The organism is Novosphingobium sp. FW305-C-111 (assembly GCF_058783565.1).
Genome location: NZ_JBYSYP010000001.1, coordinates 69,071 through 93,760 on the forward strand (window position 1 = coordinate 69,071; position 24,690 = coordinate 93,760).

At 67.3% G+C, this 24,690-nt stretch carries 21 protein-coding genes, 1 tRNA gene and 1 other RNA gene; 8 read left to right on the forward strand and 15 right to left on the reverse strand.

Going from position 1 to position 24,690, the window contains the following annotated elements; translation table 11 throughout:
• Positions 1 to 140 precede the first annotated feature (140 nt).
• Positions 141 to 1,037, forward strand: a complete 897-nt coding sequence (locus AC3WLD_RS00370) for a dienelactone hydrolase family protein (RefSeq protein ID WP_492554923.1) — start codon at positions 141 to 143, stop codon at positions 1,035 to 1,037.
• On the opposite strand, the gene AC3WLD_RS00375 is transcribed toward AC3WLD_RS00370, so the two are convergent.
• From AC3WLD_RS00375 to AC3WLD_RS00400, 6 genes are all read right to left on the reverse strand, one after another.
• Positions 1,038 to 1,958: an acyl-CoA dehydrogenase family protein gene (locus AC3WLD_RS00375; RefSeq protein ID WP_492554924.1), complete on the reverse strand. Its 921-nt coding sequence runs from the start codon at positions 1,956 to 1,958 to the stop codon at positions 1,038 to 1,040. It abuts the gene before it with no gap.
• A 13-nt stretch (positions 1,959 to 1,971) separates the two neighbouring features.
• Positions 1,972 to 3,141, reverse strand: a complete 1,170-nt coding sequence (locus AC3WLD_RS00380) for an acyl-CoA dehydrogenase family protein (RefSeq protein ID WP_492554925.1) — start codon at positions 3,139 to 3,141, stop codon at positions 1,972 to 1,974.
• Between the two features lie 79 nt (positions 3,142 to 3,220).
• An RNA gene (gene rnpB, locus AC3WLD_RS00385) (RNase P RNA component class A) lies at positions 3,221 to 3,656 on the reverse strand.
• Positions 3,657 to 3,756: 100 nt separating this feature from the next.
• Positions 3,757 to 4,458, reverse strand: coding sequence for an N-acetylmuramoyl-L-alanine amidase (locus tag AC3WLD_RS00390; protein ID WP_492554926.1), 702 nt, complete (start codon positions 4,456 to 4,458; stop codon positions 3,757 to 3,759).
• A gap of 6 nt (positions 4,459 to 4,464) precedes the next feature.
• A complete protein-coding gene (locus AC3WLD_RS00395; protein WP_492554927.1) occupies positions 4,465 to 5,109 on the reverse strand; it encodes a histidine phosphotransferase family protein in 645 nt (214 codons plus the stop codon).
• 11 nt (positions 5,110 to 5,120) lie between these two features.
• Entirely contained in the window at positions 5,121 to 5,522 is a 402-nt protein-coding gene (locus AC3WLD_RS00400; protein WP_492554928.1) for a M67 family metallopeptidase, read from the reverse strand.
• 10 nt (positions 5,523 to 5,532) lie between these two features.
• On the opposite strand from AC3WLD_RS00400, the gene AC3WLD_RS00405 reads away from it, so the two are divergent.
• Positions 5,533 to 6,513 carry an RluA family pseudouridine synthase gene (locus AC3WLD_RS00405; RefSeq protein ID WP_492554929.1) on the forward strand — a complete coding sequence of 327 codons (981 nt, stop codon included), beginning with the start codon at positions 5,533 to 5,535 and terminating at the stop codon, positions 6,511 to 6,513.
• 79 nt (positions 6,514 to 6,592) lie between these two features.
• Positions 6,593 to 7,498 (forward strand): RNA polymerase sigma factor RpoH, encoded by a 906-nt coding sequence (gene rpoH, locus AC3WLD_RS00410; RefSeq protein ID WP_492554930.1) that lies wholly within the window; start codon positions 6,593 to 6,595, stop codon positions 7,496 to 7,498.
• 78 nt (positions 7,499 to 7,576) lie between these two features.
• Here the strand turns inward: rpoH and AC3WLD_RS00415 are convergent, their stop codons facing one another.
• A complete protein-coding gene (locus AC3WLD_RS00415) occupies positions 7,577 to 7,741 on the reverse strand; it encodes a hypothetical protein (RefSeq protein ID WP_492554931.1) in 165 nt (54 codons plus the stop codon).
• A 215-nt stretch (positions 7,742 to 7,956) separates the two neighbouring features.
• Here AC3WLD_RS00415 and AC3WLD_RS00420 point away from each other — a divergent pair, with 215 nt between their 5' ends.
• Both AC3WLD_RS00420 and mtgA read left to right on the forward strand, forming a co-directional pair.
• On the forward strand, positions 7,957 to 9,261 hold the full coding sequence (locus AC3WLD_RS00420; protein ID WP_492554932.1) for an acyltransferase family protein: 1,305 nt from the start codon (positions 7,957 to 7,959) through the stop codon (positions 9,259 to 9,261).
• 39 nt (positions 9,262 to 9,300) lie between these two features.
• Positions 9,301 to 10,017 (forward strand): monofunctional biosynthetic peptidoglycan transglycosylase, encoded by a 717-nt coding sequence (gene mtgA, locus AC3WLD_RS00425; RefSeq protein WP_492554933.1) that lies wholly within the window; start codon positions 9,301 to 9,303, stop codon positions 10,015 to 10,017.
• 34 nt (positions 10,018 to 10,051) lie between these two features.
• On the opposite strand, the gene AC3WLD_RS00430 is transcribed toward mtgA, so the two are convergent.
• On the reverse strand, positions 10,052 to 11,209 hold the full coding sequence (locus AC3WLD_RS00430) for a PPC domain-containing protein (RefSeq protein ID WP_492554934.1): 1,158 nt from the start codon (positions 11,207 to 11,209) through the stop codon (positions 10,052 to 10,054).
• A gap of 198 nt (positions 11,210 to 11,407) precedes the next feature.
• The gene (locus tag AC3WLD_RS00435; RefSeq protein ID WP_492554935.1) at positions 11,408 to 14,629 is read right to left on the reverse strand and encodes a TonB-dependent receptor; all 3,222 of its coding nucleotides are present in this window, start codon (positions 14,627 to 14,629) and stop codon (positions 11,408 to 11,410) included.
• 393 nt (positions 14,630 to 15,022) lie between these two features.
• Here AC3WLD_RS00435 and AC3WLD_RS00440 point away from each other — a divergent pair, with 393 nt between their 5' ends.
• Positions 15,023 to 15,958: a cation diffusion facilitator family transporter gene (locus AC3WLD_RS00440; protein WP_492554936.1), complete on the forward strand. Its 936-nt coding sequence runs from the start codon at positions 15,023 to 15,025 to the stop codon at positions 15,956 to 15,958.
• A 31-nt stretch (positions 15,959 to 15,989) separates the two neighbouring features.
• Here the strand turns inward: AC3WLD_RS00440 and clpX are convergent, their stop codons facing one another.
• Positions 15,990 to 17,243, reverse strand: a complete 1,254-nt coding sequence (gene clpX, locus AC3WLD_RS00445; RefSeq protein ID WP_492554937.1) for an ATP-dependent Clp protease ATP-binding subunit ClpX — start codon at positions 17,241 to 17,243, stop codon at positions 15,990 to 15,992.
• A 141-nt stretch (positions 17,244 to 17,384) separates the two neighbouring features.
• Complete coding sequence (locus AC3WLD_RS00450; RefSeq protein WP_492554938.1) at positions 17,385 to 18,071, reverse strand: ATP-dependent Clp protease proteolytic subunit; 687 nt, start codon at positions 18,069 to 18,071, stop codon at positions 17,385 to 17,387.
• Positions 18,072 to 18,401: 330 nt separating this feature from the next.
• On the opposite strand from AC3WLD_RS00450, the gene AC3WLD_RS00455 reads away from it, so the two are divergent.
• Positions 18,402 to 20,012 carry an amidase gene (locus tag AC3WLD_RS00455; RefSeq protein ID WP_492554939.1) on the forward strand — a complete coding sequence of 537 codons (1,611 nt, stop codon included), beginning with the start codon at positions 18,402 to 18,404 and terminating at the stop codon, positions 20,010 to 20,012.
• A gap of 3 nt (positions 20,013 to 20,015) precedes the next feature.
• Here the strand turns inward: AC3WLD_RS00455 and AC3WLD_RS00460 are convergent, their stop codons facing one another.
• The 3 genes from AC3WLD_RS00460 to AC3WLD_RS00470 all read right to left on the reverse strand — a co-directional run bounded on the left by AC3WLD_RS00460 (position 20,016) and on the right by AC3WLD_RS00470 (position 22,376).
• Positions 20,016 to 20,267: a hypothetical protein gene (locus AC3WLD_RS00460; protein ID WP_492554940.1), complete on the reverse strand. Its 252-nt coding sequence runs from the start codon at positions 20,265 to 20,267 to the stop codon at positions 20,016 to 20,018.
• Between the two features lie 405 nt (positions 20,268 to 20,672).
• Positions 20,673 to 22,235 carry a trigger factor gene (gene tig / locus AC3WLD_RS00465; protein ID WP_492554941.1) on the reverse strand — a complete coding sequence of 521 codons (1,563 nt, stop codon included), beginning with the start codon at positions 22,233 to 22,235 and terminating at the stop codon, positions 20,673 to 20,675.
• Positions 22,236 to 22,291: 56 nt separating this feature from the next.
• Positions 22,292 to 22,376, reverse strand: a tRNA-Leu gene (locus AC3WLD_RS00470).
• Between the two features lie 134 nt (positions 22,377 to 22,510).
• Here AC3WLD_RS00470 and AC3WLD_RS00475 point away from each other — a divergent pair.
• Positions 22,511 to 22,687 carry a hypothetical protein gene (locus tag AC3WLD_RS00475; RefSeq protein ID WP_492554942.1) on the forward strand — a complete coding sequence of 59 codons (177 nt, stop codon included), beginning with the start codon at positions 22,511 to 22,513 and terminating at the stop codon, positions 22,685 to 22,687.
• 104 nt (positions 22,688 to 22,791) lie between these two features.
• Here AC3WLD_RS00475 and sppA read toward each other — a convergent pair whose 3' ends face one another.
• A complete protein-coding gene (gene sppA / locus AC3WLD_RS00480) occupies positions 22,792 to 24,684 on the reverse strand; it encodes a signal peptide peptidase SppA (RefSeq protein WP_492554943.1) in 1,893 nt (630 codons plus the stop codon).
• Positions 24,685 to 24,690 lie beyond the last annotated feature (6 nt).

The following is a 24,690-nucleotide window of genomic DNA, read 5'->3' on the forward strand; positions in this document are numbered from 1 at the left end:
ATTCCTCTCCGTCCCGTCTCGATGCGGGTACCGGACGGTATATGCCAGCCCCAGCGCAAGGCAAGAGGCTCGTCGCTTGCGGGCCGGCAAAGCGATGATAAGCTGGCTGCGGGAGGGCGCGAGAAAGGACCGCCTGCGCCATGTGCGACGACTTTACCGAACATGACAATGCCCGCTGGCTTGCCGCCAAGAGCCTGAGCCGCCGTGACTTCGGCCGCGCCAGTGCGAGTGCGGCAGCGATCGCCGCGCTCCCCGGCTGCATGACCGGAGGCAGCGACAAGGCCGCTGCGGCCGGGCGCGAGACCATGGCGCGATCGGTCATGGTGCCGACGAGCGACGGACAGGCCGACGCCTTCTTCGTTGCGCCGAAGTCCGGCCGTCACCCCGGCGTGATCCTGTGGCCCGACATCGCGGGCCTGCGCGATGCCTACAAGACCATGGCCACGCGGCTGGCTGGCGAAGGTTACGCGGTGCTGGTGGTGAACCACTATTACCGCTCCTCCCGCGCACCTATCGTCGCGACGATGGCCGAATGGCGGACGCCGGAGGGACAGGCCAGGATCAAGCCGATGATCGCCGCGATCACGCTTCCGGGCATCGCTTCGGACGCGCGTGCGTTCGTCACCTGGCTCGACGCGCAGCGCGAGGTGGATGCCGGCAAGCAGATCGCCGCGCTCGGCTATTGCATGACCGGCCCTTACACCTTGCGGACCGCCGCCGCGGTGCCGGCGCGGATCGGCGCGGCGTGCTCGTTCCACGGCGCAGGGCTGGTCGACGACACGCCGGACAGCCCGCACCTGCTGATCCCGAAGCTCGACGCCGCGCTGCTTCTCGCAATCGCCCAGAACGACGACGAGCGGCAACCGGACGCCAAAGACGTGCTGCGCAAGACGGCCGCCGATGCCGGGCGCAAGGCGGAGGTCGAGGTCTATCCGGCCCAGCACGGCTGGTGCACCATCGACAGCCCGGTCTACGACGAACCCCAGGCCGAGCACGCCTGGGCGCGGATGCTGGCGACGCTTTCGGCGAACCTCTAGTCAGGCGGGTGCGAGCAGCGCCTCGCGGTCGGCGGGCGCGATGAACGCCAGCGCGTGCGCCCGCTTGAGCGGCAGGTGGGCGTCGCACTCGTCGGTCATGCCCATCCCACCATGGACCTGGATGCAGGTGCGGGCATTGTCGATCGCCGCCTGCCCGGCGAGCCGCCGCACCGCCGCGACATGGAAAGCGGCGTCCGGCTCTCCCCCCTCAAGCGCCAGCGCGGCGAAGGTGAGCTGGGCGCGGATCATGATGCAGCGGACCGCCATGTCGGCGACCGGGTGTTTGACCCCCTGGAACGCCCCGATGGGGCGGCCGAACTGCTCGCGGGTGCGGGCATGCCCCGCCGCAAGGTCCCGCGCCGCTTCCGCAGCACCTAGGGCATAGGCAGAAACGAGCAGAGAGAGGTGATACGCGCCGGCCGCATCGGAATGGACGGCCTGGGTATCGGGCCGGTCGGCATGCATCGTCCCGACGTCGAAGCCGGAGCGAAGCTCCACGCCGTCCAGCGGATGGAGCGCCGCAAGGCCGTTATCGAGCGACACGAACCACCGCGCATCGGCGGCATCGAGCAGGCGCCCGCCCGCCACGGCCAGAGCTACCCGCTCGCCCTCGGCAAGCCGCCCGGCGAGCGCGCCATCCCCTGCGCGCGCGGCAAGTCCGGCCCCCACGGCCCCCGCGAGCGCGGCGAGCGGAGCGAGCTGGCGGCCAAGCTCGGCGAACACCAGCGCCTCACCCGCATGACCGAGCCCCGAGCCTCCCGCGTCCTCGGGCAGGCCCGCGCCGATCAGGCCCATCTCGGCGAGGGCACGCCATTGTTCGGGCGTACGTTTGCGCACCGAGGACAGCGGCATCGCCTCCGCCATGAAACTCGCGGCGGCTTCGCGGATCGCTTCGATCTCGCCGGTGGGGGTCAGGTCCATGCGTATTCTCCCCTCAGCGCGAGCGCGGCAGGCCGAGGATACGCTCGGCGATGATGTCGCGCTGGATCTGCGCCGAGCCGCCGGCGATCGTCGAAGCAAAGCCGCGGAAGTAATCGTGGACCTCGTTCTGGTCGCCGTACCGGAAGTCCAGCATGTCTGCCCCCAGCATTTCGAGGTCGAGGTGCGCGATCCGCTGGCTCAGCTCTGCCGTGAACAGGCGGACGACCGAGGCTTCCGGGCCAGGTTGTCCCGTACGCGCGGTCGTTGAAACTGTGGTGTAGGTTACCGCCTTGAGAGCGGCGACCTCGGCGCGCAACGTCGCCAGCCGTTCGGCCATGTCCTCGCGGCGAATGAGCGCCCGGCCGTCCGGCCCGATCGTCGACTGCGCCTTGGCGAGCAGGTGCTCGACCCGCTCGGCCAGCTTGACCTGCTCGGCGATGAAGCCGGTGCCGCGCTCGAACGCGAGGGTCGACATCGCCACCGACCAGCCGTTGCCGACGCCGCCGACGACGTTCTCCAGCGGAATCTTCACCTCGTCGTAGAACACCTGGCAGAAGTCCCACTCGCCGCTCATCATCCGGATCGGGCGAATCTCGATGCCCGGCGCGTGCATGTCGCAGATCACCCAGGACAGGCCATGATGGCGCTGCGCCTCGCGGTCGGTACGCAGGAGCAGTTCCTGCCAGTCGGCCTGCCCGGCGAAGCTGGTCCAGATCTTGGACCCGTTGATGACCAGCTGATCGCCCTCGATCCGGGCGTGGGTGCGCAAGGACGCGAGGTCCGAACCCGCACCGGGCTCCGAAAAGCCCTGGCACCAGACAGTCTCCCCCTTGAGGATTCGCGGGAGATGGTAGGCTTTCTGCGCCTCGCTGCCGCGCATGATCAGGGTCGGACCGCCGTGGTTCACCCCGACGAAGCACACGCCGATCCACGGCGCGCCGGCGCGGGCGTACTCCTCGAACCAGATGATCTGCTCCATCAGCGAGAGCCCGCGCCCGCCGTATTCGACCGGCCAGTTGATCCCGGCCCAGCCGCCCTCGAACTGCCGCCGTTGCCAGGCGAGGTCGAACGGCTTGGCCTCCGCCGGCTGGAGCGGGCGCTGCTCCTTCGGCACGTTGTCGGCCAGCCAGCCGCGAACCTCGTCGCGGAACCGCTGCTCGGCGGGGGAAAAGGCGATGTCCACGGGCGCATCCTCTCACCCCGCCATGCTGCGGGTTGCGCGCATGATTGACGATACGTCATCTTTTGGCAAGTGGTGGTTATGCGCCAGGGAGCCTGTAAGCCGGGTTCTGTCCGGCCGACGGTATGCGATTGTCGCACCGTATCGGCCGGGGCAGCCATTCCTCTGGGCGGCGCATTGCTGCGACGCTCTAGCGACCAACCCGGGCGACTGGCGTGAAACCCGCCTGCTCTTGAGTTCGAAAACCCAAGGGCCCGCCGCCCCTATTCGGTCTTGCTCCGGGTGGGGTTTGCCGTGCGGCCGCCGTTGCCGGAAGCCCGGTGCGCTCTTACCGCACCCTTTCACCCTTGCCCCTCAAACCCGCTCATCCTGAGCTTGCCGAAGGGGCGGTCTGCTCTCTGTGGCACTGTCCCTTGGCCTGGGCCGAAGCCCCTGCCCGGCGGGCGTTACCCGCCACCCTTGTTTCGTGGAGCCCGGACTTTCCTCGACACTCATGCCGCGGCTGCCCGGCCCCCTGGCGCGCTGATTGTCTAGCACGCTTCGCGCGGGGCGAACACCTCCGTGTTCGCGTTGCGGCACCGCGCAAGGCGCAAGCGTCAGCTTGCGCCGGTCCATGCATCAACGCGCACGTCCGAGGTCGCGGTCCAGCAAAAGCTCAAACAGCATCGCCCCGATCTGGCCGTCGAGCTCCCCGTCGATCAGGCTCGGCCGCCAGCGCCGCTGGAAGGCTCGCACCGCGGCGTGGCCGTCGGCGATGTCGTACCCGAACCGCTCCAGCGCGAGATAGAACGCGCCGGGATTGTCGTAGACCAGCCGCATCGACGGCTTGGGCACCGGCAGCGCGAGGTTGTAGCGGGCGAGCAGGTGCCAGGGGAACAGCTCGCCCGGATCGTCCTTGCGCGCCGGGGCGACGTCGGAGTGGCCGACGACGTTGGCGCGGGGGATGTCGTGGGCCTCGACGATCTCGAAAAGCAGGGGGATCAGCGCCTCGATCTGCGCCTCGGGAAATTCGCGATAGCCCCATTCGTGCCCCGGATTGACCAGCTCGATGCCGATGCTGGCCGAGTTCACGTCGGAGATTCCGCGCCAGTAACTGCGCCCGGCGTGCCAGGCGCGCTTGTCCTCCGGCACCAGGCGCACGACCTCGCCGTCCTCGTGGATCAGGTAATGGGCGCTGACCTTGGCGTCCGGGTCGACGAGCCGCGCCTCGGCCTCCGCGCCGGTCGGCATCCCGGTATAGTGGAGCACGACCATCGAGACCGGCAGCGCGCGCTCGTCCCAGTTGGGGGAGAGGTTCTCGCGGTGGACCAGCTCATCCATCGCGGGTCAGCCTACCGGAAGCACCGCCCCCAGCACCAGCGTTTCGTCACCGACATGGTACTGCACCCCGCCGCCGACGCTCGCCGCGAGCTTCTGCAGCATCGCCGCGGGCGCGGTGCGGCTGGAGAGTTCGGCCACAGGGAGCGAGCCATCCAGCGCCGCGCCGATCGCGGGATCAAAGGCGATCCGCTGGCCGGTGGCGCGGACCACGATCTCGCTGGCATTCCCGCGCATCTCCGCCGCGATGTCGAGCGTGCCCCCACGGACCAGCGCCTCCATCCCGATCTGGGCGAGATTGAGCAGGGTCTTGACCGCCGGCTTGGGGAGCGCGTCCCCGGCCAGCGCCCAGTTGACGCTGATCCGCGCGTTGGCGGAAACCAGCGCGTCGATCAACGCGCGCGGCTCGGCCACGGGGACCATCTCGCCGAAGCCGCCGGCCGCCCCGAAAGCTAGGCGAAAGAACTTCAACTTATCGGCGCTGGTTTTGGCGCTTTGTTCGAGCAGCTCGAAGCAGCGCTGGCGCATCTCCGGGTCCTTCTCGTCACTGAGGAGTTCGAGCCCGTTGGTCAGCGCGCCGACCGGCGAGAGCAGGTCGTGGCACAGGCGCGAGCAGAGCAGGGCGGCGAGATCGATATCGGTAACGCTGGTCATCGCGCGCTGCCTTACCCGGCTTCGATTCCATAGGGAAGCGCGACGAACCCGGACGGCGTATCGCGCCACAAAGTGACCTCGCCCGACGCGACGATCGCCCAGAGCTTGCCGTCGCCGCTCGCCATCGCGGCGTCGGTGGTCGACGGGCGGGCAAGGCCGTTGGGGTGCGAGTGCCAGTAGCCGAGCACCTCCGGCCCGCCCTCCCGCGCGGCGCGATGCGCGGCGATGAGGGCCGCTGGGTCGATCTCGAAGTGCGTTTCGGGCGTTGGGTGGACGTTGGCGGTGACGGTGGCCGTGTGAATCTGCGCGCCGGTGCCGAGGAGCAGGCCGCAGGCTTCGCGGGAGGCGGAGCGCATCGCTTCTTCGCACAGTGTGGCAAGCACGCCACTTGTCAGCCGCAGCAGGGTTCCCATCTCGGGCAGCATGGGGGGAAGCGACACCATCTTGCAAGGCACCATCGCCGCGTCCGGCCAGCGGCTCGACAAGGCGCTCGCGGAAGCCAGCGGGCTGTCGCGCGAGCGGGTCAAGGCGCTGATGGACGAGGGCCGGGTGACCCTCGCCGGACAGCCGGCGCGGACCGCCTCGATGAAGCCGGCGGCGGGCTCCTCGTGGGAAATCCGCGTGCCCGAAGCCGCGCCCGCCGAAGCCCAACCGCAGGACATTCCGCTGACCGTCGCCTTCGAGGACGAGCACCTGATCGTGGTCGACAAGCCCGCGGGCCTCGTCGTCCATCCCGCGGCCGGCAACCTCGACGGGACGCTGGTCAACGCCCTGCTCCACCACTGCCGCGGGCAGCTGTCGGGCATCGGCGGCGTGGCGAGGCCCGGCATCGTCCACCGCATCGACAAGGATACCTCGGGCCTGCTGGTCGTCGCCAAGAGCGACGCCGCGCACGAAGGGCTGGCGAAGCAGTTCGCCGACCATTCGATCCACCGCGCCTACCTGGCGGTCACCGGCGGGGTGCCCGTCCCGGCGGCGGGTACGGTGCGCGGCCACATCGCCCGCTCGTCGTCCGACCGGAAGAAAATGGCCTTGGTCGATGAAGGCCGCGGCAAGCATGCGGTGACGCACTACAAGACGCTGACGGCGCTCGACTCGGCGGCGCTCGTCGAGTGCCGGCTCGAGACCGGGAGGACCCACCAGGTGCGCGTTCACCTTGCATCAATTGGCCATGCGCTATTGGGCGACCCTGTCTATGGACGACCGAACACGCGCCTGCGCCCGATTCTCAGCCAGCTCGGCTTCCGCCGCCAGGCGCTGCATGCCGCCGAACTCGGCTTCATCCACCCCATACGCGCCGAACCGGTGCAATTTAACAGTCCGTTACCCCGCGACATGACGGAACTGATCGTCGAGCTTGGCGGTTCGATAGAGGAATTGCGGGCAAAAAAGCGAATACTGTGATACAAGCAATCACGTGGTCCCGCCGTGCGATGCCCATTAGGGGTCGAACCTCAGGGATCGACGAGAAAGGAAAGTTCAGGTGAGTGAGACCAAGACCGCTCTGACCGTTCCCGCCCTCGGCGGAGAGGCGAGCCTCAACCGCTATCTCTCGGAAATCAGGAAGTTTCCCATACTCACGCCCGAGCAGGAATACATGCTCGCCAAGCGTTATGCGGAACACCAGGATCCCGAAGCCGCCGCCCAGCTGGTGACCAGCCACCTGCGACTCGTGGCGAAGATCGCCATGGGCTACCGCGGCTATGGCCTGCCGGTCAGCGAGCTGATCAGCGAAGGCAACATCGGCCTGATGCAGGGCGTCAAGAAGTTCGAACCCGATCGCGGCTTCCGCCTCGCGACCTACGCGATGTGGTGGATCAAGGCCTCGATGCAGGAGTTCATCCTGCGCTCGTGGTCCCTCGTGAAGATGGGCACCACCGCGGCGCAAAAGAAGCTGTTCTTCAACCTCCGCCGGATGAAGAAGAACCTCGAGGCGTTCGAGGACAGCGACCTTCACCCCGACGATGTCCGCAAGATCGCCACCGACCTCGGCGTGCCCGAGCAGGAGGTGGTCAACATGAACCGCCGGATGATGATGGGCGGCGACGCGTCGCTCAACGTCCCCATGCGCGAGGACGGCGAGGGCACCTGGCAGGACTGGCTGACCGACGACCGCCCGCTGCAGGACGAAACCGTCGCCGACGCCGAGGAAGCGAGCATGCGCCACGCCATGTTGGTCGAGGCGATGGACAGCCTCAACGAGCGCGAGCGCCACATCCTCACCGACCGCCGCCTGGTCGATGATCCGAAGACGCTCGAGGAGTTGAGCCAGGTCTACAACGTCAGCCGCGAACGCGTCCGCCAGATCGAGGTGCGGGCCTTCGAAAAGCTGCAGAAGGCAATGCAGCGGATCGCGGGCGAGCGACGGATTTTGATTCCGGCGCACTGACCGGGTCATCGCAGAAACAGGAAAACCCCGCGCCGGACGGACTGGCGCGGGGTTTTCTTTTGGCGCTTCCCGAAGAGATCAGACGCTTTTGTAGCAAATCTGGACGCCCAGATAGTAATAGCACTTGATCCCGTGGCCGACCGACTGCGCGCCCTCGCGGGCCTGCGCGGCGGGCGCAAGGGCGGCAACGCCGCCGGCCAGCATCGCGGCCGCCGCAGCGGCGGTGGTGATCTTCTTGAACATGGTATTCTCCCGTGTTGGCGTGCCCCGGCGGCCAACCCTGCCCCCCTTGCACGGGGGGATAACGGCGCTGCCCGCCGATTATTCCACGGACAATGATTCCGGCGCTGCTTGCGCTCGCCCGGGTCTCGGTCATGATGCGCGGCGGGAGGACGACGACGATGACAGCTGATCCGGGCAGGCAGCCATCGGGGGGCACTTGGGCACGGGCGCGGGCGATGGCAGAGCTGGCCCCACCAGAGCGCAATCGCTGGGTCGACTTCCTGCGCGCCTTCTCGATCTTTGCGGTGGTCGTCGGCCACTGGCTGGTCGCCGCGCCCTATATCTCAAACGGCGAGGTCCACGGCGGACACCTTCTCGGCATTCTGCCCTGGACACAGTGGCTGACCTGGGGATTCCAGGTCATGCCGGTCTTTTTCCTCGTGGGCGGCTTCTCCAACGGCGTTTCGTGGGCTGCGACGCGGCGCAAGGGCGGGGACTGGAACGGCTGGTTCGCCAGCCGGCTCCACCGCCTCGTCTACCCGCTGCTACCGCTGTTCGCGCTGTGGAGCGGCTTTGCGCTTCTCGGCACTGCGGTGGGGGTGGAGCGCGACGTGGTGCGGCTGGCGGCGCAGCTGGCATTGGTGCCGGTGTGGTTTCTCTCGGTTTACCTGATGGTCTCGGCCGTCGTGCCGTGGAGCCATGCGGCGTGGCGGCGGTGGGGCTTCGCCTCGCTCGCGGTGCTGGTTCTTGGCGCGGTGGCCATCGACCTGCTTGCGATTCGCCAGGGCGTGCCGTTCGTCAATTTCGCCAATTTCGGCTTTGTCTGGCTCGCTGTTCACCAGCTGGGCTACGCCTGGGCCGACGGGCGCATGGCCGGGCGCTGGCGTCCGTTCGCGCTGTTCGCCGCAGGGCTGGCCGCGCTGCTCGCGCTGGTCCGCTTCGGCCCCTACCCCGTGGCGATGATCGGAGTGCCGGGCACGGAGCTGTCGAACTCGATGCCGCCGACGCTGGCGCTGCTCGCGCTTGGTCTCGCGCAGGCGGGCCTGGTCCTGCTGCTGGAACCGGTGGGACGGCGGATGCTGGAGAACCTGACGCTGTGGACCGCGACCGTGCTGGTCAATGCGATGATCATGACCATTTACCTGTGGCACCTCACCGCGTTCGTGCTGGTGGTGGTCGGCGCGTGGCTGCTCGGCGGCGTCGGACTCGGGGCTCTGCCGGGGAGCGAGGCGTGGTGGCTGGCGCGGCCCCTCTGGTTCGCGCTCTACATCGCCGCGCTGCTCCCGCTGGTACTGCTGTTCGCCCGGTTCGAGCGCGACGGCAGCAGCCGCAGCCGCGGCGGGATCGCGGCGGTGTCGCACGGAAGGCTGATTGCCGGCCTGCTGCTCGTTTGCGCCGGGCTCGGACTGACGGCGGCGATCAGCATCGCGAGCCCCGAAGGAGTGACCGGCCTGCGCCTCTGGGTCGTGGCGATGCCGCTGCTGGGCGCGGCACTAATCGGGATCCACCCACGCGGTGCGAAAGCGGCGAGCGCGCACTGATCTGGACCCGGGACGCAAGGCTGGCTAACCTCTCGCCCAATGCCCTTCCGCTTCCTCAAGCCCTCCCGCCCGGCAAAGTCGCATGGGCCAGCCTACCGCTTCGGCTGGTTCGTCGGCCGGGCGATCGTGTACTTCCTTGTCATTACGGTCGGCCTGGTGGTGCTCTATCGGTTCGTGCCGCCGCCGGTGACGGCGACCATGCTGATGGACCCCAACGGCTTCACCAAGGACTGGACGAGCCTGAACGACATCGACCGGACCATGGTGGATGCCGCGATCGCCGGGGAAGACGGCAAGTTCTGCTCGCACAATGGCTTCGACACCGAGGCGATCCAGAAGGCCTATGAACGCAACCAGCGCGGCGGGCGGATCCGCGGCGGCTCGACGATCAGCCAGCAGACCGCCAAGAACGTGTTCCTGTGGCAGGGCGGTGGGTATTTCCGGAAAGCGCTGGAGGCCTATTTCACCGTGCTGATCGAGACCATCTGGGGCAAGCGGCGGATCATGGAGGTCTACCTCAACGTCGCCGAGACCGGGATCGGCACCTACGGGGTCGAGGCCGGGGCGCAGCGCTATTACCGGAAGTCCGCGCGGCGGCTCTCGCCGGTCGAGGCGGCCCGGATCGCCGCCGTGTTCCCGCTGCCCAAGGAGCGCGAAGTCAACGGCGCGGGCGGCTTCACCCGCCGCCACGGCAACCGCATCGCCGCCCAGGTGAGGATCGTGCGCGGCGATGGGCTGGATGCCTGCGTGTACTGATTCCCCTCCCGCAAGCAGGAGGGGAGATCATTGGCTACATCCCGGCGTCGACCGCCTTCAGCGTGTAGCCGCCGTCGCTTTCGCCGAGACCATAGGCGCGAACCTGGACGAGCACGCGGCCGGTCGAGCGCGCGGTGAAGTTCAGCTTCTCGGTCCCGGTCAGGTTGCGGTCGGTGGAGCGAACCGAGGAAAATCCGTTGCCGGTCCCGTCATCGTCCTCGGGCACCAGCGGATCGTCGAGCCCGACCTCGATCACCGAGTCGTAAGGCGCGGTCAGTTCGAGGCGGTAGCTGTGCCCGGCGGTCACCGGCAGCGCATAGAGCACCTTCTGCCCGCCGTCCTCGAGCTTGCCGGTCACCGCCGCGCCGCTCTTCAGCGCGAGCGGGGCCGTCGGAGGCGGCGGGGCGTCGACGGTCTCGACCAGCAGGCTGGCGTCCGCCTCGCTAGCCGAAAGCGACTCGAGCTGGACATAATAGGTCCCGCTTACCGGCAGGCGGCGGCGGATCGCCGGGTTGAGCCCGTCGGCGTCGTCGTTGTCGGCAATGCTCTCATAGCCGTCCGCCCCCGGCCCGGCGAGATGCAGCACGGTGTCGTTGTCGGAGGTGGCGGTGATCCTGACCCACTGCCCGGCCTTGCCGGCGAACTGGTAGGTCAGCGGCTTGTCGCGGCTGACCTTGGCGAAGTCGCTGCCGCCAAGCTCGAGCTCCGTCGGGGTGCGGTCCTGCGCGGGCACAGCGCGGCGGCGGAGCAGCAGTTCGCGCCCGTCGGCGCCGGCCGCGACCGCGATGCGGTAGGCCCCGGTGGTCGGCGCGGCAAAGCGCAGGCGGACGCCGTCCTCGATCCGGCTCATGCTGCCGCCGCTGGCGAACACTTCGCTGGGCAGCGGTGCGAGGACCTTGCCGGATGCGTCGCAGACCATCAGCCCGGTCGGCGCGGCATTGCCGCTGCTCTCGCCTTCGTGTTCGTCGCCATCGCCGCCCTCGCTCGTCCCGGCGATCGTGGTGAGGTCGGCCTGGATGCCGTCACCGGCGGCGAGGGTCACGGTGAAGGTGCGGGCCTGCGCGCCGACGCTCTGCAGCTGGCCGACGGCGATCGGTCCCGCGCCGCCCGAGGGGCAGCCCGCAGCAAATGCGGGGCCACCCGAGACAAGCGCGGCAATGGTGGCGGAGGCGAGGAGAAGGTGCCTTTTCATGGGTCTTCGATGTCCGTGGGGCTCACCGTTCGATTGCACGAGGCGTGAGTCCCGCCGCCTCGACTGATCGACGGTATGGCACGTTTCGTCGCAGCAAAAAGTGGCAAACCGCACAGGTCCGGATGTCGGAAACGAAAAAGCGCGGGGGAAGCAATATGCCTCCCCCGCGCCTTTCGCGGTTCTGCCGTCAGGCGAAGATCAGAACTTCAGGCGGGCACCGATGCGCACGCCGTAGAGCGACTGGCGGGTCTGCAGCACCTGGTTCGGGGCGAGCACGCCGCTGTACTTGTACTGGGTGCAGTTGTTGCCCGAAGTCGCGTTGCAAGCGACGCGGACAATCGCCGCGTTATACGGGAACTGCACCTGGCGCAGCGCGCCCCAGTCCTTGTCGATCAGGTTCAGAACGTTCTCGATGTCGGCGAAGAATTCGAGCTTGGCGCCATCGACGACCGGCAGCGGCACTTCCTGGCCGAAGTGGAGGTCGACCTTGAAGAAGTTCGGCGAGGTCTGGCTGTTCTTCGGGACGATCTTGCCGCGGTACTTGCCGAGCCCGAGCTGGTCGACGAGCGCATTGAAGGCGGTCTCGCTGGCGGTCGTGTCGAACACCACCTTCGGATCGCTTCCAGCGGTCGGCACGTAGAGCAGCATGTTGCCGAGGTTCCCGACGGTCCCGAAGACGTTGCCACGGGTGCCATTGTTGTCGAGCATCGTCACGCTGTACGGACGGCCCGAGCGCAGTTCGCCGAAGATGCCGATGGTGGTCTTGGCATCGCCGAAGAAGGCGTGCTTGTAGTCCACTCCGAACTTCCACTGGTTGCGGTACTCATAGATCGAGCGGCCGTACGCGGGGTAGTTCGGATCCTCGAAGGCGTTGTTGCTGTAGTTCGACGACGAGGTCGACGAGGTCAGCGATGAGCGATCCTTGACGTCCGAGCGGGTGTAGCTGCCCGAGATGCCAAGGCCCATGTCCCAGTTCTTTTCGAACCGGACGGTCGCGAAGATGCCGCGGCCATCGCTGGTGTTGGTCAGGATCAGGTCGCGGTTGGTGGTCGCCACGCCGCCGATCGGACCATAGCGCGTGCGCCCGTCCGGCAGGGTACCGATCGGCACCGAACGCAGGTCGGTCCACAAGTAGCCGTCGATCGTCTTGTCGTAGAGGAACTGGACGCCAAACATCCAGTCGTCGCCGAGCGGGCCGAGGTCGGCCTTGTAGTCGGCCGAGAAGGTCGCCTTGAACTTGCTGGCCAGATCAAGGTCCGGATCGATCGAGTCGGTCGGAGCGCCGGCAAGGCTCGCGGTGTTAGTGGTCAGGAAGTTGACCACATTCGCCGGAATGGTGCCGCCAGTGATGCCGTTGAGCGCGTTGCAGGTGCCCGAAGCGGCACAGTTGGCGCGGGTGATATCAACCGAGTTGGTCAGCAGGCCAGTGTTCGAGAACACGTTCGACAGGAACACGTCCGGAGTACCGCCACCGAACACGCCCGCCCCCGCGCGCAAGATCAGGCGCGGGGTTGCTTCCCAGGTCGCGGCGAAGCGCGGCTGGAGAAGACCACGGCCCTTGAAGGTCGAGCGGTTGTTGAAGCCGTACCGCGCAAGGAAGTTCGGGTTGAGCGGCGGGGCAATGTTGTTATCGAACAGGTCATAACGCACGCCGGCAGTCAGGCTCAGCGTGTCGGTGGCCTGCAGGTCGCCCTGGATGCCGAAGGTCCAGTTCGTGGTGTTGAACCGGGCTGCGGCGTCGTTCGGATCGTTCGATGGCACCGCGTTGCCGTAGCGCAGGCGGTTGGCGTTGCCGGCGGCAAAGTCGGCAAGGCTGTCGAAGTAGAAATCGCCCAGCGAGCGCTGGAGGAACAGGTTATAGACGTCGACCTTGGTGTAGCCGCCCATCATGCGCAGCGAGAAGTCGCCCATATCGTAACGCGCCGTGACGTCGATCGACAGGTTGTCGGTGTTGAGGTCATTCGACTGGCGCGACACGTCCGGACCGAAAAACAGGCGAGTGGTGCCGCAGGTCGTCGCGCTGTTCGACGCCGGGGTCAGCGGCGAAGCACCATCAAGGCAGACTTCCATTTGCGGGAAGCTGCGGCCACCGAACGGTGCCTGGTCGCGATTATAGTCGCGATACGACGCGCGAACGGTTGTCGAGAACTGGTCGGACCAGGTCGAGTTCAGCTCGACGGTGCCGGTATTGATTTCCTCGCGTAGCTCATACCCGTTCGACTGGTAGCCGAGGCCGTAGGCAGGGGTGAGGAAGTTGTTCTGCTGGAACTGATTGGTGCCGACGTTGCGGATGTAGGTCAGCGAAAGGCGCTGGTCGTCGCTGATGTTCCAGTCGAGCTTGCCGACGATTTTCTCGTCTTCTTCCTGCGTGGTCGCGATCAGGCCCAGCGTGTCATAGCCATAGCGGCTCTTGGCGATCGAGGTGACCTGGTCGATGATCGACTGGGTCAGTCCGGGAACCTGGTTGGCGAAGCCGGGGCCGAAGCCGTCGTTGAGCGGCTGGCCTTCCTTGGTGCGCTCATAGGCGGCCATGAAGAACAGCTTGTCCTTGACCAGCGGGCCCGAGAGCCAACCGCCGTACTGCTTCGAATCGAAGTTCAGCTTGACGACCGCGTTCTTGGACTTGTGACCGGTCAGGTTGTCGTCGGTGTAGCTGTAGAACGCGCCGCCATGGAACTTGTTGCCACCCGACTTGAGCACGACGTTGATCGCGCCGCCCTGCATGTCGCCCTCGGCGATATCGAACGGGGCGACCTTGACGGTGAACTGCTCGATCGCGTCGAACGGCACCGGACCGCGGCTGGTCGGCAGGCCGCCGTTGTTGAGGCCGAAGTCGTCCGACAGCTGCATGCCGTCGACCGAGAAGCGGTTTAGGCGGCCGTTGTTGCCGGCGATTTCGATGGTGCGGGCGTTGGTCAGGTCGATGGTGACCAGCGGATCGCGGCGGGCGAGGTCGCGGATGTCGCGGTTGATCGACGCGGCGGCTGCGATCTGCTCTGCGCCCAGCGAGGTCGTCGGACCGTCCGAAGTGGCGATCGCCGGCCCGAGCGAGGCGGCGGTGACGACGATCTGGGTCGCGGCCTGGAGATCGACCGGCAGGCGGACCGGCTGGCCGGCCTGGAGGTAGAGGTCGCTGACGATGCCGGCTTCATAGCCGTCGGCATTGACGGTCACGGTGAACGGACCGCCGACGCGCAGGCCGTTGGCCGAGAAGTTGCCGTTCCCGTCGGTCGTGGTGGTCGCGGTGGTGCCCGAGGGTTCGTGGACGATGGTCACCGTCGCGCCGCCGACCGGGGCACCGTTGCTCATGACCTCGCCGCGCACGGCCGAGGAGGTTTCCTGCGCCATCGCGGGCGACGAGAGGCCGGCGGCGAGCGAAAGCGACGCGACGCTGGCGGCAAGGAAATATCTGATCTGCATCGTATGACCCCGAATTGTCCGGTCGACCGGCACTGGCGAAGACGAAAAGTCGTTTCGTTTCAAATTTTTGGCTGGCCGGATCACGGCGCGTGCGCACGCGTCGCACGAATCGCCCCCTAGCCCGCGATGGCCGGGATTTACCGGCCTCCGCCCCGCCCCAAAACCGTCCGCGTGTGACCAGCTGGTGACAATGCGACGGTTCCGGGACGTTCCGTCCAGCGCCGTGAAACCAAATTACTGACAGGAGTGTAGTTTCATATGAAAGTTGCTAGGGCGAATGTGCTATTGCACGATCGTTGCGCAGGCCGGTTGCCCGGCATTTCATTTTCCTGCTGCAGTGCGGCATAAATGCCACGGTAGGCGGTCGCGCCCGATCGGGCTAAGGCGCAGGCCATGGGCAGCGGTCACGGACATCACCACCATCACGGGCACAGGCACGGCCACGACCATGCGCCGCCGGCCGGATACGGCCGTGCCTTTGCCGTCGGCATTGCCCTCAATGCCGGGTTCGTCGCGGTCGAGGCGGCGGCCGGGATCATCTCGGGGTCGATGGCGCTGGTCGCCGACGCGGGACACAACCTCTCTGACGTGCTCGGGCTGGTGATCGCGTTGGCGGCGACCCGCCTCGCCGCGCGCCCGCCTTCCGCGCGGTTCACCTATGGCTTCAAGTCGAGCTCGATCCTTGCCGCGCTGGCCAATGCGTCGCTGCTGCTGATCGCAATCGGTGCGATCGCGGTGGAGACGGTGCGCCGCCTGTTCGAGCCCGCGCCGGTCGAACCCGGCCCGGTGATGATCGTCGCGGCGATCGGCATCCTGATCAACACCGCCACCGCGCTGATGTTCATGCGCGGCCGCAAGACCGACCTCAACATCCGCGGTGCCTACCTCCACATGGCGGCGGACGCGGCGGTTTCCGCCGGGGTGGTGATCGCCGGCCTGCTGATCGCGCTGACCGGGCAGGCGTGGATCGACCCGGTGACGAGCCTGCTGATCGTCGCGGTGATCGCGCATGGCACCTGGGGGCTGCTCAAGGATTCGGTGAAGCTCGGCCTGCTCGGCGTGCCCGAGGGGATCGACGAGGCAAAGGTCCGCGCGTTCCTGTCGGGCCAGCCGGGGGTGAACGCGGTCCACGACCTCCATATCTGGCCGATGAGCACCACCGAAACGGCGCTCACCGCGCACCTCGTCATGCCCGCAGGTCACCCTGGCGACCGCTTCCTCCACGACCTGTGTCACGAGCTGGAACACGACTTCGGGATCGGCCACGCGACGCTGCAGGTCGAAACCGGGCAGGTGGACTGCCACCTGCATCCGGAGAGCGTAGTCTAGGAGCTACGGCGATTGGGCGGCCGCCCGAAGATCAGGCCGCTTCCTTGCCTTTCAGCACCTGCATCGGTTCCTTGCGGCCCTCGACGACGTCCTTGTCGACGACCACCTCGGTGACGTCTTCCAGAGTCGGCAGGTCGAACATCGTGTCGAGCAGCAGCCCTTCGACGATCGAGCGCAGGCCGCGCGCGCCGGTCTTGCGTTCGATGGCGCGCTTGGCGATCGCCTCGAGCGCGTCGTCGGTGAAGGTCAGCGCGACGTCTTCCAGCTCGAACAGCTTGGCGTACTGCTTGACCAGCGCGTTCTTCGGCTCCTTGAGGATCTTGACCAGCGCCTCGATGTCGAGGTCGTTGAGCGTCGCGATCACCGGCAGGCGGCCGACGAATTCGGGGATCAGGCCGAACTTGAGCAGGTCTTCCGGCTCCGCCTTCTGGAGCAGTTCGCCGACCTTGCGCTTGTCGGGATCGGCGACGTGCGCGCCGAAACCGATCGAGCGCTTCTGCAGGCGGTCGGCGATGATCTTTTCAAGGCCCGCAAACGCGCCGCCGCAGATGAACAGGATGTTGGTCGTGTCGACCTGGAGGAACTCCTGCTGCGGATGCTTGCGCCCGCCCTGCGGCGGAACCGAGGCGGTGGTCCCTTCCATCAGCTTGAGCAGCGCCTGCTGGACGCCCTCGCCCGACACGTCGCGGGTGATCGAGGGGTTCTCCGCCTTGCGACTGATCTTGTCGATCTCGTCGATGTAAACGATCCCGTGCTGGGCCTTCTCGACGTTGTAGTCGCTGGCCTGGAGCAGCTTGAGGATGATGTTCTCGACGTCCTCGCCCACGTAACCGGCCTCGGTCAGCGTGGTCGCGTCGGCCATGGTGAAGGGCACGTCGAAGGTCTTGGCGAGCGTCTGGGCCAGCAGGGTCTTGCCCGAACCGGTCGGCCCGACCAGCAGGATGTTCGACTTCGACAGCTCGACGTCGCCGCCCTTGCCGCTGTGCTTGAGGCGCTTGTAGTGGTTGTGCACCGCGACCGAGAGCACGCGCTTGGCGCGGTCCTGACCGATCACATAGTCGTTCAGCGTCTCGAAGATGTCGCGCGGGCTCGGCACCCCGCCATCCTTCTTGCCGGCGATGCCGGCCTTCGTTTCCTCGCGGATGATGTCGTTGCACAGCTCGACGCATTCATCGCAGATGAACACGGTCGGCCCGGCAATGAGCTTGCGCACCTCGTGCTGCGACTTCCCGCAGAAGCTGCAGTAAAGGGTGCTCTTGGTATCGGATCCGCTGAGTTTGGTCATATTCTCTTCCGTGCGCCTCCCGGAGAAGGCGAGTCCGGCTATCCTAATGCCGCAAGGGCATTAATCAACCGGACACGATCATCGCGAACAAAGCCCTACCAGCGCGATGCTTTCGCTGCGCTGAAAGGGCCCGTCCGTCATTTACGGCGCGCCGCCGCTGCCTTCGTCGGCCGGGCGATCGGAGTCGGGCCGGGTTTCGAATACCTTGTCGACCAGGCCGAAGGCGAGCGCCTCGTCCGCATCGAGCCAGGTATCGCGATCGACCGCGGACTCGATCTCCTTCAGCGTCTTGCCGGTATACTTCACATAGTATTCGTTCAGCCGCTTGCGCAGGCGCAGGATCTCGCGGGCCTGGATCTCGATGTCGGTCGCCATGCCGCGCGCGCCGCCCGAAGGCTGGTGGATCATGATCCGCGAGTTCGGCAGCGCGATGCGCATCCCCGGCTCGCCCGCGGCGAGGAGGAACGAACCCATCGAGCATGCCTGGCCGATGCAGACGGTCGAAACGCGCGGCTTGATGTACTGCATGGTGTCGTGGATCGCGAGACCCGCGGTCACCACCCCGCCCGGCGAGTTGATGTACATCGAGATGTCCTTCGACGGATTCTCGCTTTCGAGGAACAGCAGCTGCGCCACGATCAGCGAGGCCATGTGGTCCTCGACCTCGCCGGTGACGAAGACGATGCGTTCGCGCAGCAGGCGCGAAAAGATGTCGAAGCTGCGTTCGCCGCGGCTGGTCTGCTCGACCACCACCGGCACGAGCGCCCCGGTGATCGGGTCGACAGAAAACTTTCCTTGCGCCGAGGAGGCGCCGAACAGGTCGAGCATGGAATCCCTCGCTTGATTAGAAGCCCTATGTCGCGTGCCCTTGGCGGATGTTCAAGGGCGTTAACCCAGATGGGGGTGGAGCGCGTAGGGCTGCGCGAAGTTGACGCTGGATGCGGCAGTTTCGCAGGGCCGGCGGGATCGCACCAAGGGCTTGGCAAAAATACGAAAAGTGACCGACTTTGGGGCCTGATCGGGGCAGATTGTGTGACTTTCCGTTTTGCAGGGTCCTGGCCGCCGCGTGGCGGGGTTGAGCGCGGTGCAATGAAGATGGAAACGCGGCCATAGCCTGCTCGTGCCACAGCCGGCGCGTGTAGGACAGGCGGCGCGTCGATGAGGCCTCACATCCGCCCGGCGAGACCTATCCGAGTCTTCGTGCGCAAATCCTGCCCACCCACCCCCTTGCCAACCGCCCTTCGCTCCACCAGCATCTCCGCCACACAGGGGAGCTCACCGATGAAACCAGCCATCCTCGCCGCCGCCGCTTTCATCGCCGGGTGCGCGGCGGTGCCGCAGCCGCATTTGTCGTCGGCCGAGGCAGAGACGGCGCGGTATCTGCAGCGGATCGATGCGATCGACGACCATGGGCCGCAGCTGAACGCCGTCATCGCGGTCAATCCCGAGGCGATGAAGCAGGCGAAGGCGGCGGCCGCGATGTCGGGGCCGCTTGCGGGCAAGGCGATCCTCGTCAAGGACAACATCGAGACCGCCGATCCGATGCCGACCACCGCCGGCAGCCTCGCGCTGAAGGACAACGTGACGGGCCGCGACGCGCCGGTCATCGCGAAGCTGCGCGCGGCCGGCGTGGTGATCCTCGGCAAGACCAACCTGTCCGAATGGGCCAACTTCCGTTCGTCGGATTCGTCCAGCGGATGGAGCGGCGCGGGCGGGCAGACGAAGAACCCGCACGCGATCGACCGCTCGCCCTGCGGCTCGTCGAGCGGCAGCGGCGCAGCGGTCGCGGCGGGGCTCGCGTGGGCGGCGATCGGGACCGAGACCGACGGTTCGGTCACCTGCCCGGCCAGCGTCAACGGCATCGTTGGCCTCAAGCCAACGGTCGGCCTCGTCAGCCGCAGCCTCATCGTCCCGATCAGCCACAGCCAGGATACCGCAGGGCCGATGGCGACGAGCGTCCACGATGTCGCCCTGCTGCTCGATGCGATGGCGGGGCCAGACCCGACCGACAAGGCGACCGCGCGCAGCGAGATCCACATCGAGGCCTATGCCGAGGGGCTCGAGAACGCGAGCCTCTCCGGCGTGCGGATCGGCGTGCTGCGCGGGCAGGCGGGCAACCATTCCGGCGTGAATCGGCTGTTCGAGACCGCGCTTGCCGACCTCAGGCGCGGCGGCGCGGAGCTGGTCGAGATCACCTGGGATCCTTCATCGGAGATCGGCCGCGACGAGTTCCAGGTGCTGCTCTATGAACAGCAGGCCGATCTCACCGCCTATCTCGCCGCGCTTCCCGGCAACCCGCCGGTTCGCAGCCTTGCCGACGTGATCGCGTTCAACAAGGCGCACGCGGAACGCGAACTGCGCTGGTTCGGGCAGGACCTGTTCGAGCTTTCTGCGAAGACCACCGACCAGGCAGCCTATGAAAAGGCCCGCGCCAATTCGCTGCGCCTCGCCGGCAAGGACGGGATCGACATGCTGCTGGCGAAGTACAAGGTCACCGTGCTGGTCGCCCCGACGTCCGGCCCGGCGTGGCCGATCGACCTCGTCACCGGCGACCACTACCTCGGCGCGATCGGCGCGGGGACGCTGCCGGCGGTGGCCGGCTACCCCCACCTCTCGGTCCCGATGGGCGCGGTCGAGGGCCTGCCGGTGGGTTTGAGCTTCATCGGCCCGGCGTGGAGCGAACGGCGGCTGCTGGAAGCCGGAGCGGCCTATGAGAAGGTGCGCAGCGCGGCGGTGCCGGTGGCTGGGCTGAAGCGGTGGGGGGAGTAGGTGCTACCGGGGCAAGCTTGCAGTGACCACTTCGGTCACTTCGAACACTGGGCCTCCAAGCCGCCCAGGCCGTGAAGACGAGTTGCCGACGAGTTCAACCTCGATGTAGCGCAGCCCCCGCCTGTTGGCCTCTCGGACTGCCGCATTAAACTTGGCCATGTCGACTGTGTCGGCGCTCATCCTGATCCGGAACCGGTCGCCGCAAGCGCTCCGCTCGAAGTACGCGTTCTCGTCGACGTAGTAGCGGCCGGACATGCGGGTCGATGGGCGGCAGGCCTCTGATTTGCTTGACGCATCGACTTTGACTGCAGGCAATCCAGGCAGCTCAGGCGCAGCGACCAGAAAGAGAAGCGGCAAATGGAGCACGCTTGGATGTTAGTCTCTTGCTAGGCGGTCCGAAAGAGGCCGCTGTTTGATACGACAACCAACCTCGTCACCCTGAACTTGTTTCAGGGTCTCCCCTGCCGGCGTACAGGTGCCCGAGAGCAAGCGCGACCGAGCGGCGCGGTGGTGCGCTATTCCGGAGATCAGGGGTGCTACTGGTGGGACCCTGAAACGAGTTCAGGGTGACGGAGCGTAAAGAACAAGCGCCCTCCCCCAAAGCAAAAGGCCCCGGGTCACCCCGAGGCCTTTCGTGTTTTCGGCCGGGAGGCCTGAAACTCAGCCTTCGGCCTTCTTCTTGGCCGGGGCCTTCTTCTTCGGCGCGGGCGCAGCCTCGTCGGCGGCGGCTTCGGCCTTCGGAGCGGTCGCCTTCTTCGCGGGAGCCTTCTTGGCCGGCTTTTCGGCAGCGGCCTCAGGGGCAGCGGCGTCCTCGGCGGGCGCCTCTTCCTTGGCGGCCTTCTTGGCCGGGGCCTTTTTCGCGGCGGGCTTCTTGGCCGGGGCCGGCGCGGCGCCATCCTCGGCTTCGATCGCGGCCTGGAGTTCGTCCTTGGTCACTTCGCGCTCGCTGACTTCGGCCTTGTCGAACAGGAAGTCGACGACCTTGTCCTCATAGAGCGGCGCGCGCAGCTGGGCGGCGACGAGGGGTTCCGAGCGGACGTAGTCGACGAAGCGCTGGCGGTCTTCCTCGCGGTACTGCTGCGCCGCCTGGCGGATCAGCATTTCCATTTCCTGCGCGGAGACCTGGACGCCGTTGGCCTGGCCGATTTCCGAAAGGAGCAGGCCGAGGCGGACGCGGCGTTCGGCGATCTTGCGGTAGTCGTCCTTCTCCGCCTCGATCTCCTTCAGCGCCTCTTCCGGATTTTCCTCGTTCTGGGCTTCCTGCTGGAGCTGGTTCCAGATCTGATCGAACTCGGCGTCGACCATCGACGGCGGCACCGCGAAGTCGTGGCCGGCGGCGAGGATGTCGAGCAGCTGGCGCTTCATCTGGGTGCGGGTGAGACCGGCGGTCTCCTGCTCGAGCTGGCCGCGCAGCAGGCCCTGGAGCTGCTCGAGGCTTTCGAGGCCGAGCATCTTGGCGAACTCGTCGTTCGCCTCGAATTCGCCGGGGTTCTTGACCGCCTTGACAACGATGTCGAAGGTCGCTTCCTGGCCCTTGAGGTTGTCGGCCGGGTAGTCTTCGGGGAAGGTCACGGTGATGGTCTTCTCATCGCCCGCCTTCACGCCGACGAGCTGTTCCTCGAAGCCCGGGATGAAGCGGCCCGCGCCGATTTCCAGCGCAGCGTCCTCGGCCTTGCCGCCTTCGAATTCCTCGCCGTTCAGCTTGCCGGTGAAGTCGATGGTCAGCTGGTCGCCGTCCTTGGCCTTGGCGCCCTTCTTGGCGTCCTTGAAGCTCTTCGAGCCAGCGCCGATGCGGGCCACGGCCTCTGCGACTTCGGCGTCGGTGACCGGCACGACCAGCTTTTCGAGCTTGAGCCCGTCGAGCGTCGGCGCGGTGATTTCGGGCAGCACTTCGAGGCTGACGGTGAGCTGGGCGTCCTTGCCCTCCTCATAGCCTTCGCCGAGGTCGACCTGCGGCTGCATCGCCGGGCGCAGCTGGTGATCGCGCACCAGCTTGTCCATCGCCTCGCGGATCGAGGTGTTGAGCGCATCGCCGTGGAGCGCCGCGCCGTGCATCTTGCGTACGAGGTTGGCCGGGACCTTGCCGGGACGGAAGCCAGGCATCCGCACCTGCGGGGCGATCTTCTTGACCTCGCCCTCGATCCGCGCGGCGATGTCGGTCGCGGGAATGGTGACGGTGTAGGAGCGCTTCAGGCCCTCGTTGGTCGTTTCGACGATCTGCATTGGCAAAGTCTTCCAGTTTGATCCTGTCCGGAGTGCTCCACGCATCGCGCGGCGGCTGGTGCGGGCGAAGGGACTCGAACCCCCACATCTTGCGATACCAGAACCTAAATCTGGCGCGTCTACCAGTTCCGCCACGCCCGCGTTCCGGGAAAAGCAGGCGGTGCCTCTATCGAAAGGGGGTGCAAAGGGCAAGCCTTGGCAAAAATGGCGGAGTTCCGCCGGAACAAGGGTGCGGCGAGCCGTGTTGAGTCGGAATAATCCACGGAGTTATCCACATGGCGAGCCGTCCCGACGACCCGAATCCGAACCGCATCGATCCCCAGGCCCCGCCGGAGCGGCCTGCCGACCCGACTCCGCAGGAAGCCCCGCCGGGCCAGCCGGACGAAGTGGACCCGGTCGGACCGGACATTGCTGACCCGGGTTCGATCCCGGATGAGGTGCCAACGGCTTAGGTCTCGCCCACCCCTCGGCCCCCTCCCGCCAGCGGGAGGGGGAGAATAGGCGCGACCGGTTCCCCTCCCGCTCGCGGGAGGGGCTAGGGTGGGCCTGTCTTTCCCTACCTCAGCAAGCCGCCCAGCACCGCGAGCCACCCACGCGCGTCTGCCTTCACAGGCGCGGCATCTACCAACCCCGCGCACTCGAGGCACGCCGCCTGCGCGCCCTCGCCCGACAGCAGCCGCGAGAGATCCGCGCCGAGCCGCGCCATCGTCTGCTGCTGGCCGAGTGCGGCGAACGAGACGAAGTCCTTCGGCTGCGCCGCCCGCGCCTCGCCCCCGCCGAACAGGCCGGCCAGCGTGGTGCTGAACGCGTCGATCCCGCCGCCAAGGTAATCGGCATGCCACTCGCCGTCCTTGAGCTTGGCCTGCCCGGCCGCCCAGGCGAGCGCGTCCTCAATCCCGCCGAACTGGTCGACGAGCCCGAGCTGGCGGGCGGTGCCGCCGTCCCACACCCGCCCTTGCGCGATCCTGTCGATGTCCTGCGGCGACTTGCCGCGCGACGCCGCGACGAGGCCGAGGAACCGGCCATAGGTCTGCTCGATCTGCTGCTGGATGATCGCCTTGGACTCCGGCGTCAGGCCCGCGAACACGTCCGGCTGGCCCGACAGCGGCGTAGTCCGCACCCCGTCGCTGGTCACGCCGTAGTCGGCGAGGGTCTTCTCGAAGGTCGGGATCACCCCGAACACGCCGATCGAGCCGGTGATCGTGCTCGGTTCGGCGAAGATCCGCTGAGCGGGGGTCGAGACCCAGTACCCGCCGCTCGCCGCCATGTTGCCCATCGAGGCCACGACCGGCCGCCCGGTGGCGCGGAAGCGTTCGACCGCGGCGCGGATCCGCTCGCTGGCGGTGACCGACCCGCCCGGGGAATCGACCCGCAGGACGAGCGCGGCGTAGTCCTTGTCGGCCACGGCGCCGTCGATCAGGTCGGCAATGCGGTCGCCGCCCGCCGAGCCCGGGCCGGCATCGCCATCGACGATGTCGCCCGCGACCGTGACCACGGCGATCGCCTTGCCGTCGGTGCTCTCCGGGTTGGCGGCGAGCCAAGGGCCGAGCTCGGTGTGCGCGAAGCTGCCCGGCGCGCCCCCATCATTTCCAGCGTCCTCGTCGCCCGCCAGTTCGGCGACGCGCTTGCCGAAGGCGACCCTGTCGCCGATCCGGTCGGCAAGGCCGGCGGCGACCGCCGCCTTCGCCGCATCACCACCCGACGCCGCGAGCCACGCCTGCGGGTCGCTGGTCACCAGCGCGAGGTTCGCCTTGGGCCGCGCCTTCTTCACCTCGTCGAGGTACTGCTGCCAGATCGCGCCATAGACCTGGGCCAGCGATTCCTTCGCCGGGGCGGAGGCATCGGCGCGCTCGAACGGTTCGACCGCGCTCTTGTAGGTGCCGACGCGGAAGACGTGCGCCTCCACCTTCAGCCGGTCGAGCAGGCCCTTGTAGTAGAGCTGGTAGCCGCCCGGCCCGGTGATCATCGCCCCGCCGAGTGGATCGACCCAGACCTCGCTGGCATGCGCGGCGAGCAGCATCCGTCCGTCGGTGTAGATCGGCGCGCGGACCAGCACCGGCTTCTTCGCGGCGCGGACCTTGTCCATCGCCGCGCCGATCCGCTGGAGGCTGACCCGCCCCCCGCCGCCGAAATTCTCGAGGTCGATGGCGACCGCCTTGATCCGCTCGTCGCCCGCCGCCGCCTCGATCGCGCGGACCAGGTCGCGGGTGAGGAACTCACCGTCCGGGGCCTGGCCCGAAAGCAGCATCGCGGTGAACTCGACCTTGCTCTTCTCCTCGACGATGCGCCCGTCGAGCGGCAGGTACAGCGCGCCCTCGCGCACCTCGGCCGGCGAGGGCCGCGACGACAGCACCGCGAACAGCGCCCAGAAGAACAGGAGCAGCAACGCGAGCGTCAGCCCGTCCTTGATCCCGACGAGGAGTTTCCAGACTTTGCCTGCGAACGTCATGTGGGT

Coding starts and splice junctions, on each gene's coding strand:
- AC3WLD_RS00370 (WP_492554923.1), top strand. CDS start 141: ATGTGCGACGACTTTACCGAACATGACAATGCCCGCTGGCTTGCCGCC.
- AC3WLD_RS00375 (WP_492554924.1), bottom strand. CDS start 1,958: ATGGACCTGACCCCCACCGGCGAGATCGAAGCGATCCGCGAAGCCGCC.
- AC3WLD_RS00390 (WP_492554926.1), bottom strand. CDS start 4,458: ATGGATGAGCTGGTCCACCGCGAGAACCTCTCCCCCAACTGGGACGAG.
- AC3WLD_RS00395 (WP_492554927.1), bottom strand. CDS start 5,109: ATGACCAGCGTTACCGATATCGATCTCGCCGCCCTGCTCTGCTCGCGC.
- AC3WLD_RS00400 (WP_492554928.1), bottom strand. CDS start 5,522: ATGGGAACCCTGCTGCGGCTGACAAGTGGCGTGCTTGCCACACTGTGC.
- AC3WLD_RS00405 (WP_492554929.1), top strand. CDS start 5,533: ATGGGGGGAAGCGACACCATCTTGCAAGGCACCATCGCCGCGTCCGGC.
- AC3WLD_RS00415 (WP_492554931.1), bottom strand. CDS start 7,741: ATGTTCAAGAAGATCACCACCGCCGCTGCGGCGGCCGCGATGCTGGCC.
- AC3WLD_RS00420 (WP_492554932.1), top strand. CDS start 7,957: ATGGCAGAGCTGGCCCCACCAGAGCGCAATCGCTGGGTCGACTTCCTG.
- mtgA (WP_492554933.1), top strand. CDS start 9,301: ATGCCCTTCCGCTTCCTCAAGCCCTCCCGCCCGGCAAAGTCGCATGGG.
- AC3WLD_RS00430 (WP_492554934.1), bottom strand. CDS start 11,209: ATGAAAAGGCACCTTCTCCTCGCCTCCGCCACCATTGCCGCGCTTGTC.
- AC3WLD_RS00435 (WP_492554935.1), bottom strand. CDS start 14,629: ATGCAGATCAGATATTTCCTTGCCGCCAGCGTCGCGTCGCTTTCGCTC.
- AC3WLD_RS00440 (WP_492554936.1), top strand. CDS start 15,023: ATGGGCAGCGGTCACGGACATCACCACCATCACGGGCACAGGCACGGC.
- clpX (WP_492554937.1), bottom strand. CDS start 17,243: ATGACCAAACTCAGCGGATCCGATACCAAGAGCACCCTTTACTGCAGC.
- AC3WLD_RS00450 (WP_492554938.1), bottom strand. CDS start 18,071: ATGCTCGACCTGTTCGGCGCCTCCTCGGCGCAAGGAAAGTTTTCTGTC.
- AC3WLD_RS00455 (WP_492554939.1), top strand. CDS start 18,402: ATGAGGCCTCACATCCGCCCGGCGAGACCTATCCGAGTCTTCGTGCGC.
- AC3WLD_RS00460 (WP_492554940.1), bottom strand. CDS start 20,267: ATGTCCGGCCGCTACTACGTCGACGAGAACGCGTACTTCGAGCGGAGC.
- tig (WP_492554941.1), bottom strand. CDS start 22,235: ATGCAGATCGTCGAAACGACCAACGAGGGCCTGAAGCGCTCCTACACC.
- AC3WLD_RS00475 (WP_492554942.1), top strand. CDS start 22,511: ATGGCGAGCCGTCCCGACGACCCGAATCCGAACCGCATCGATCCCCAG.
- sppA (WP_492554943.1), bottom strand. CDS start 24,684: ATGACGTTCGCAGGCAAAGTCTGGAAACTCCTCGTCGGGATCAAGGAC.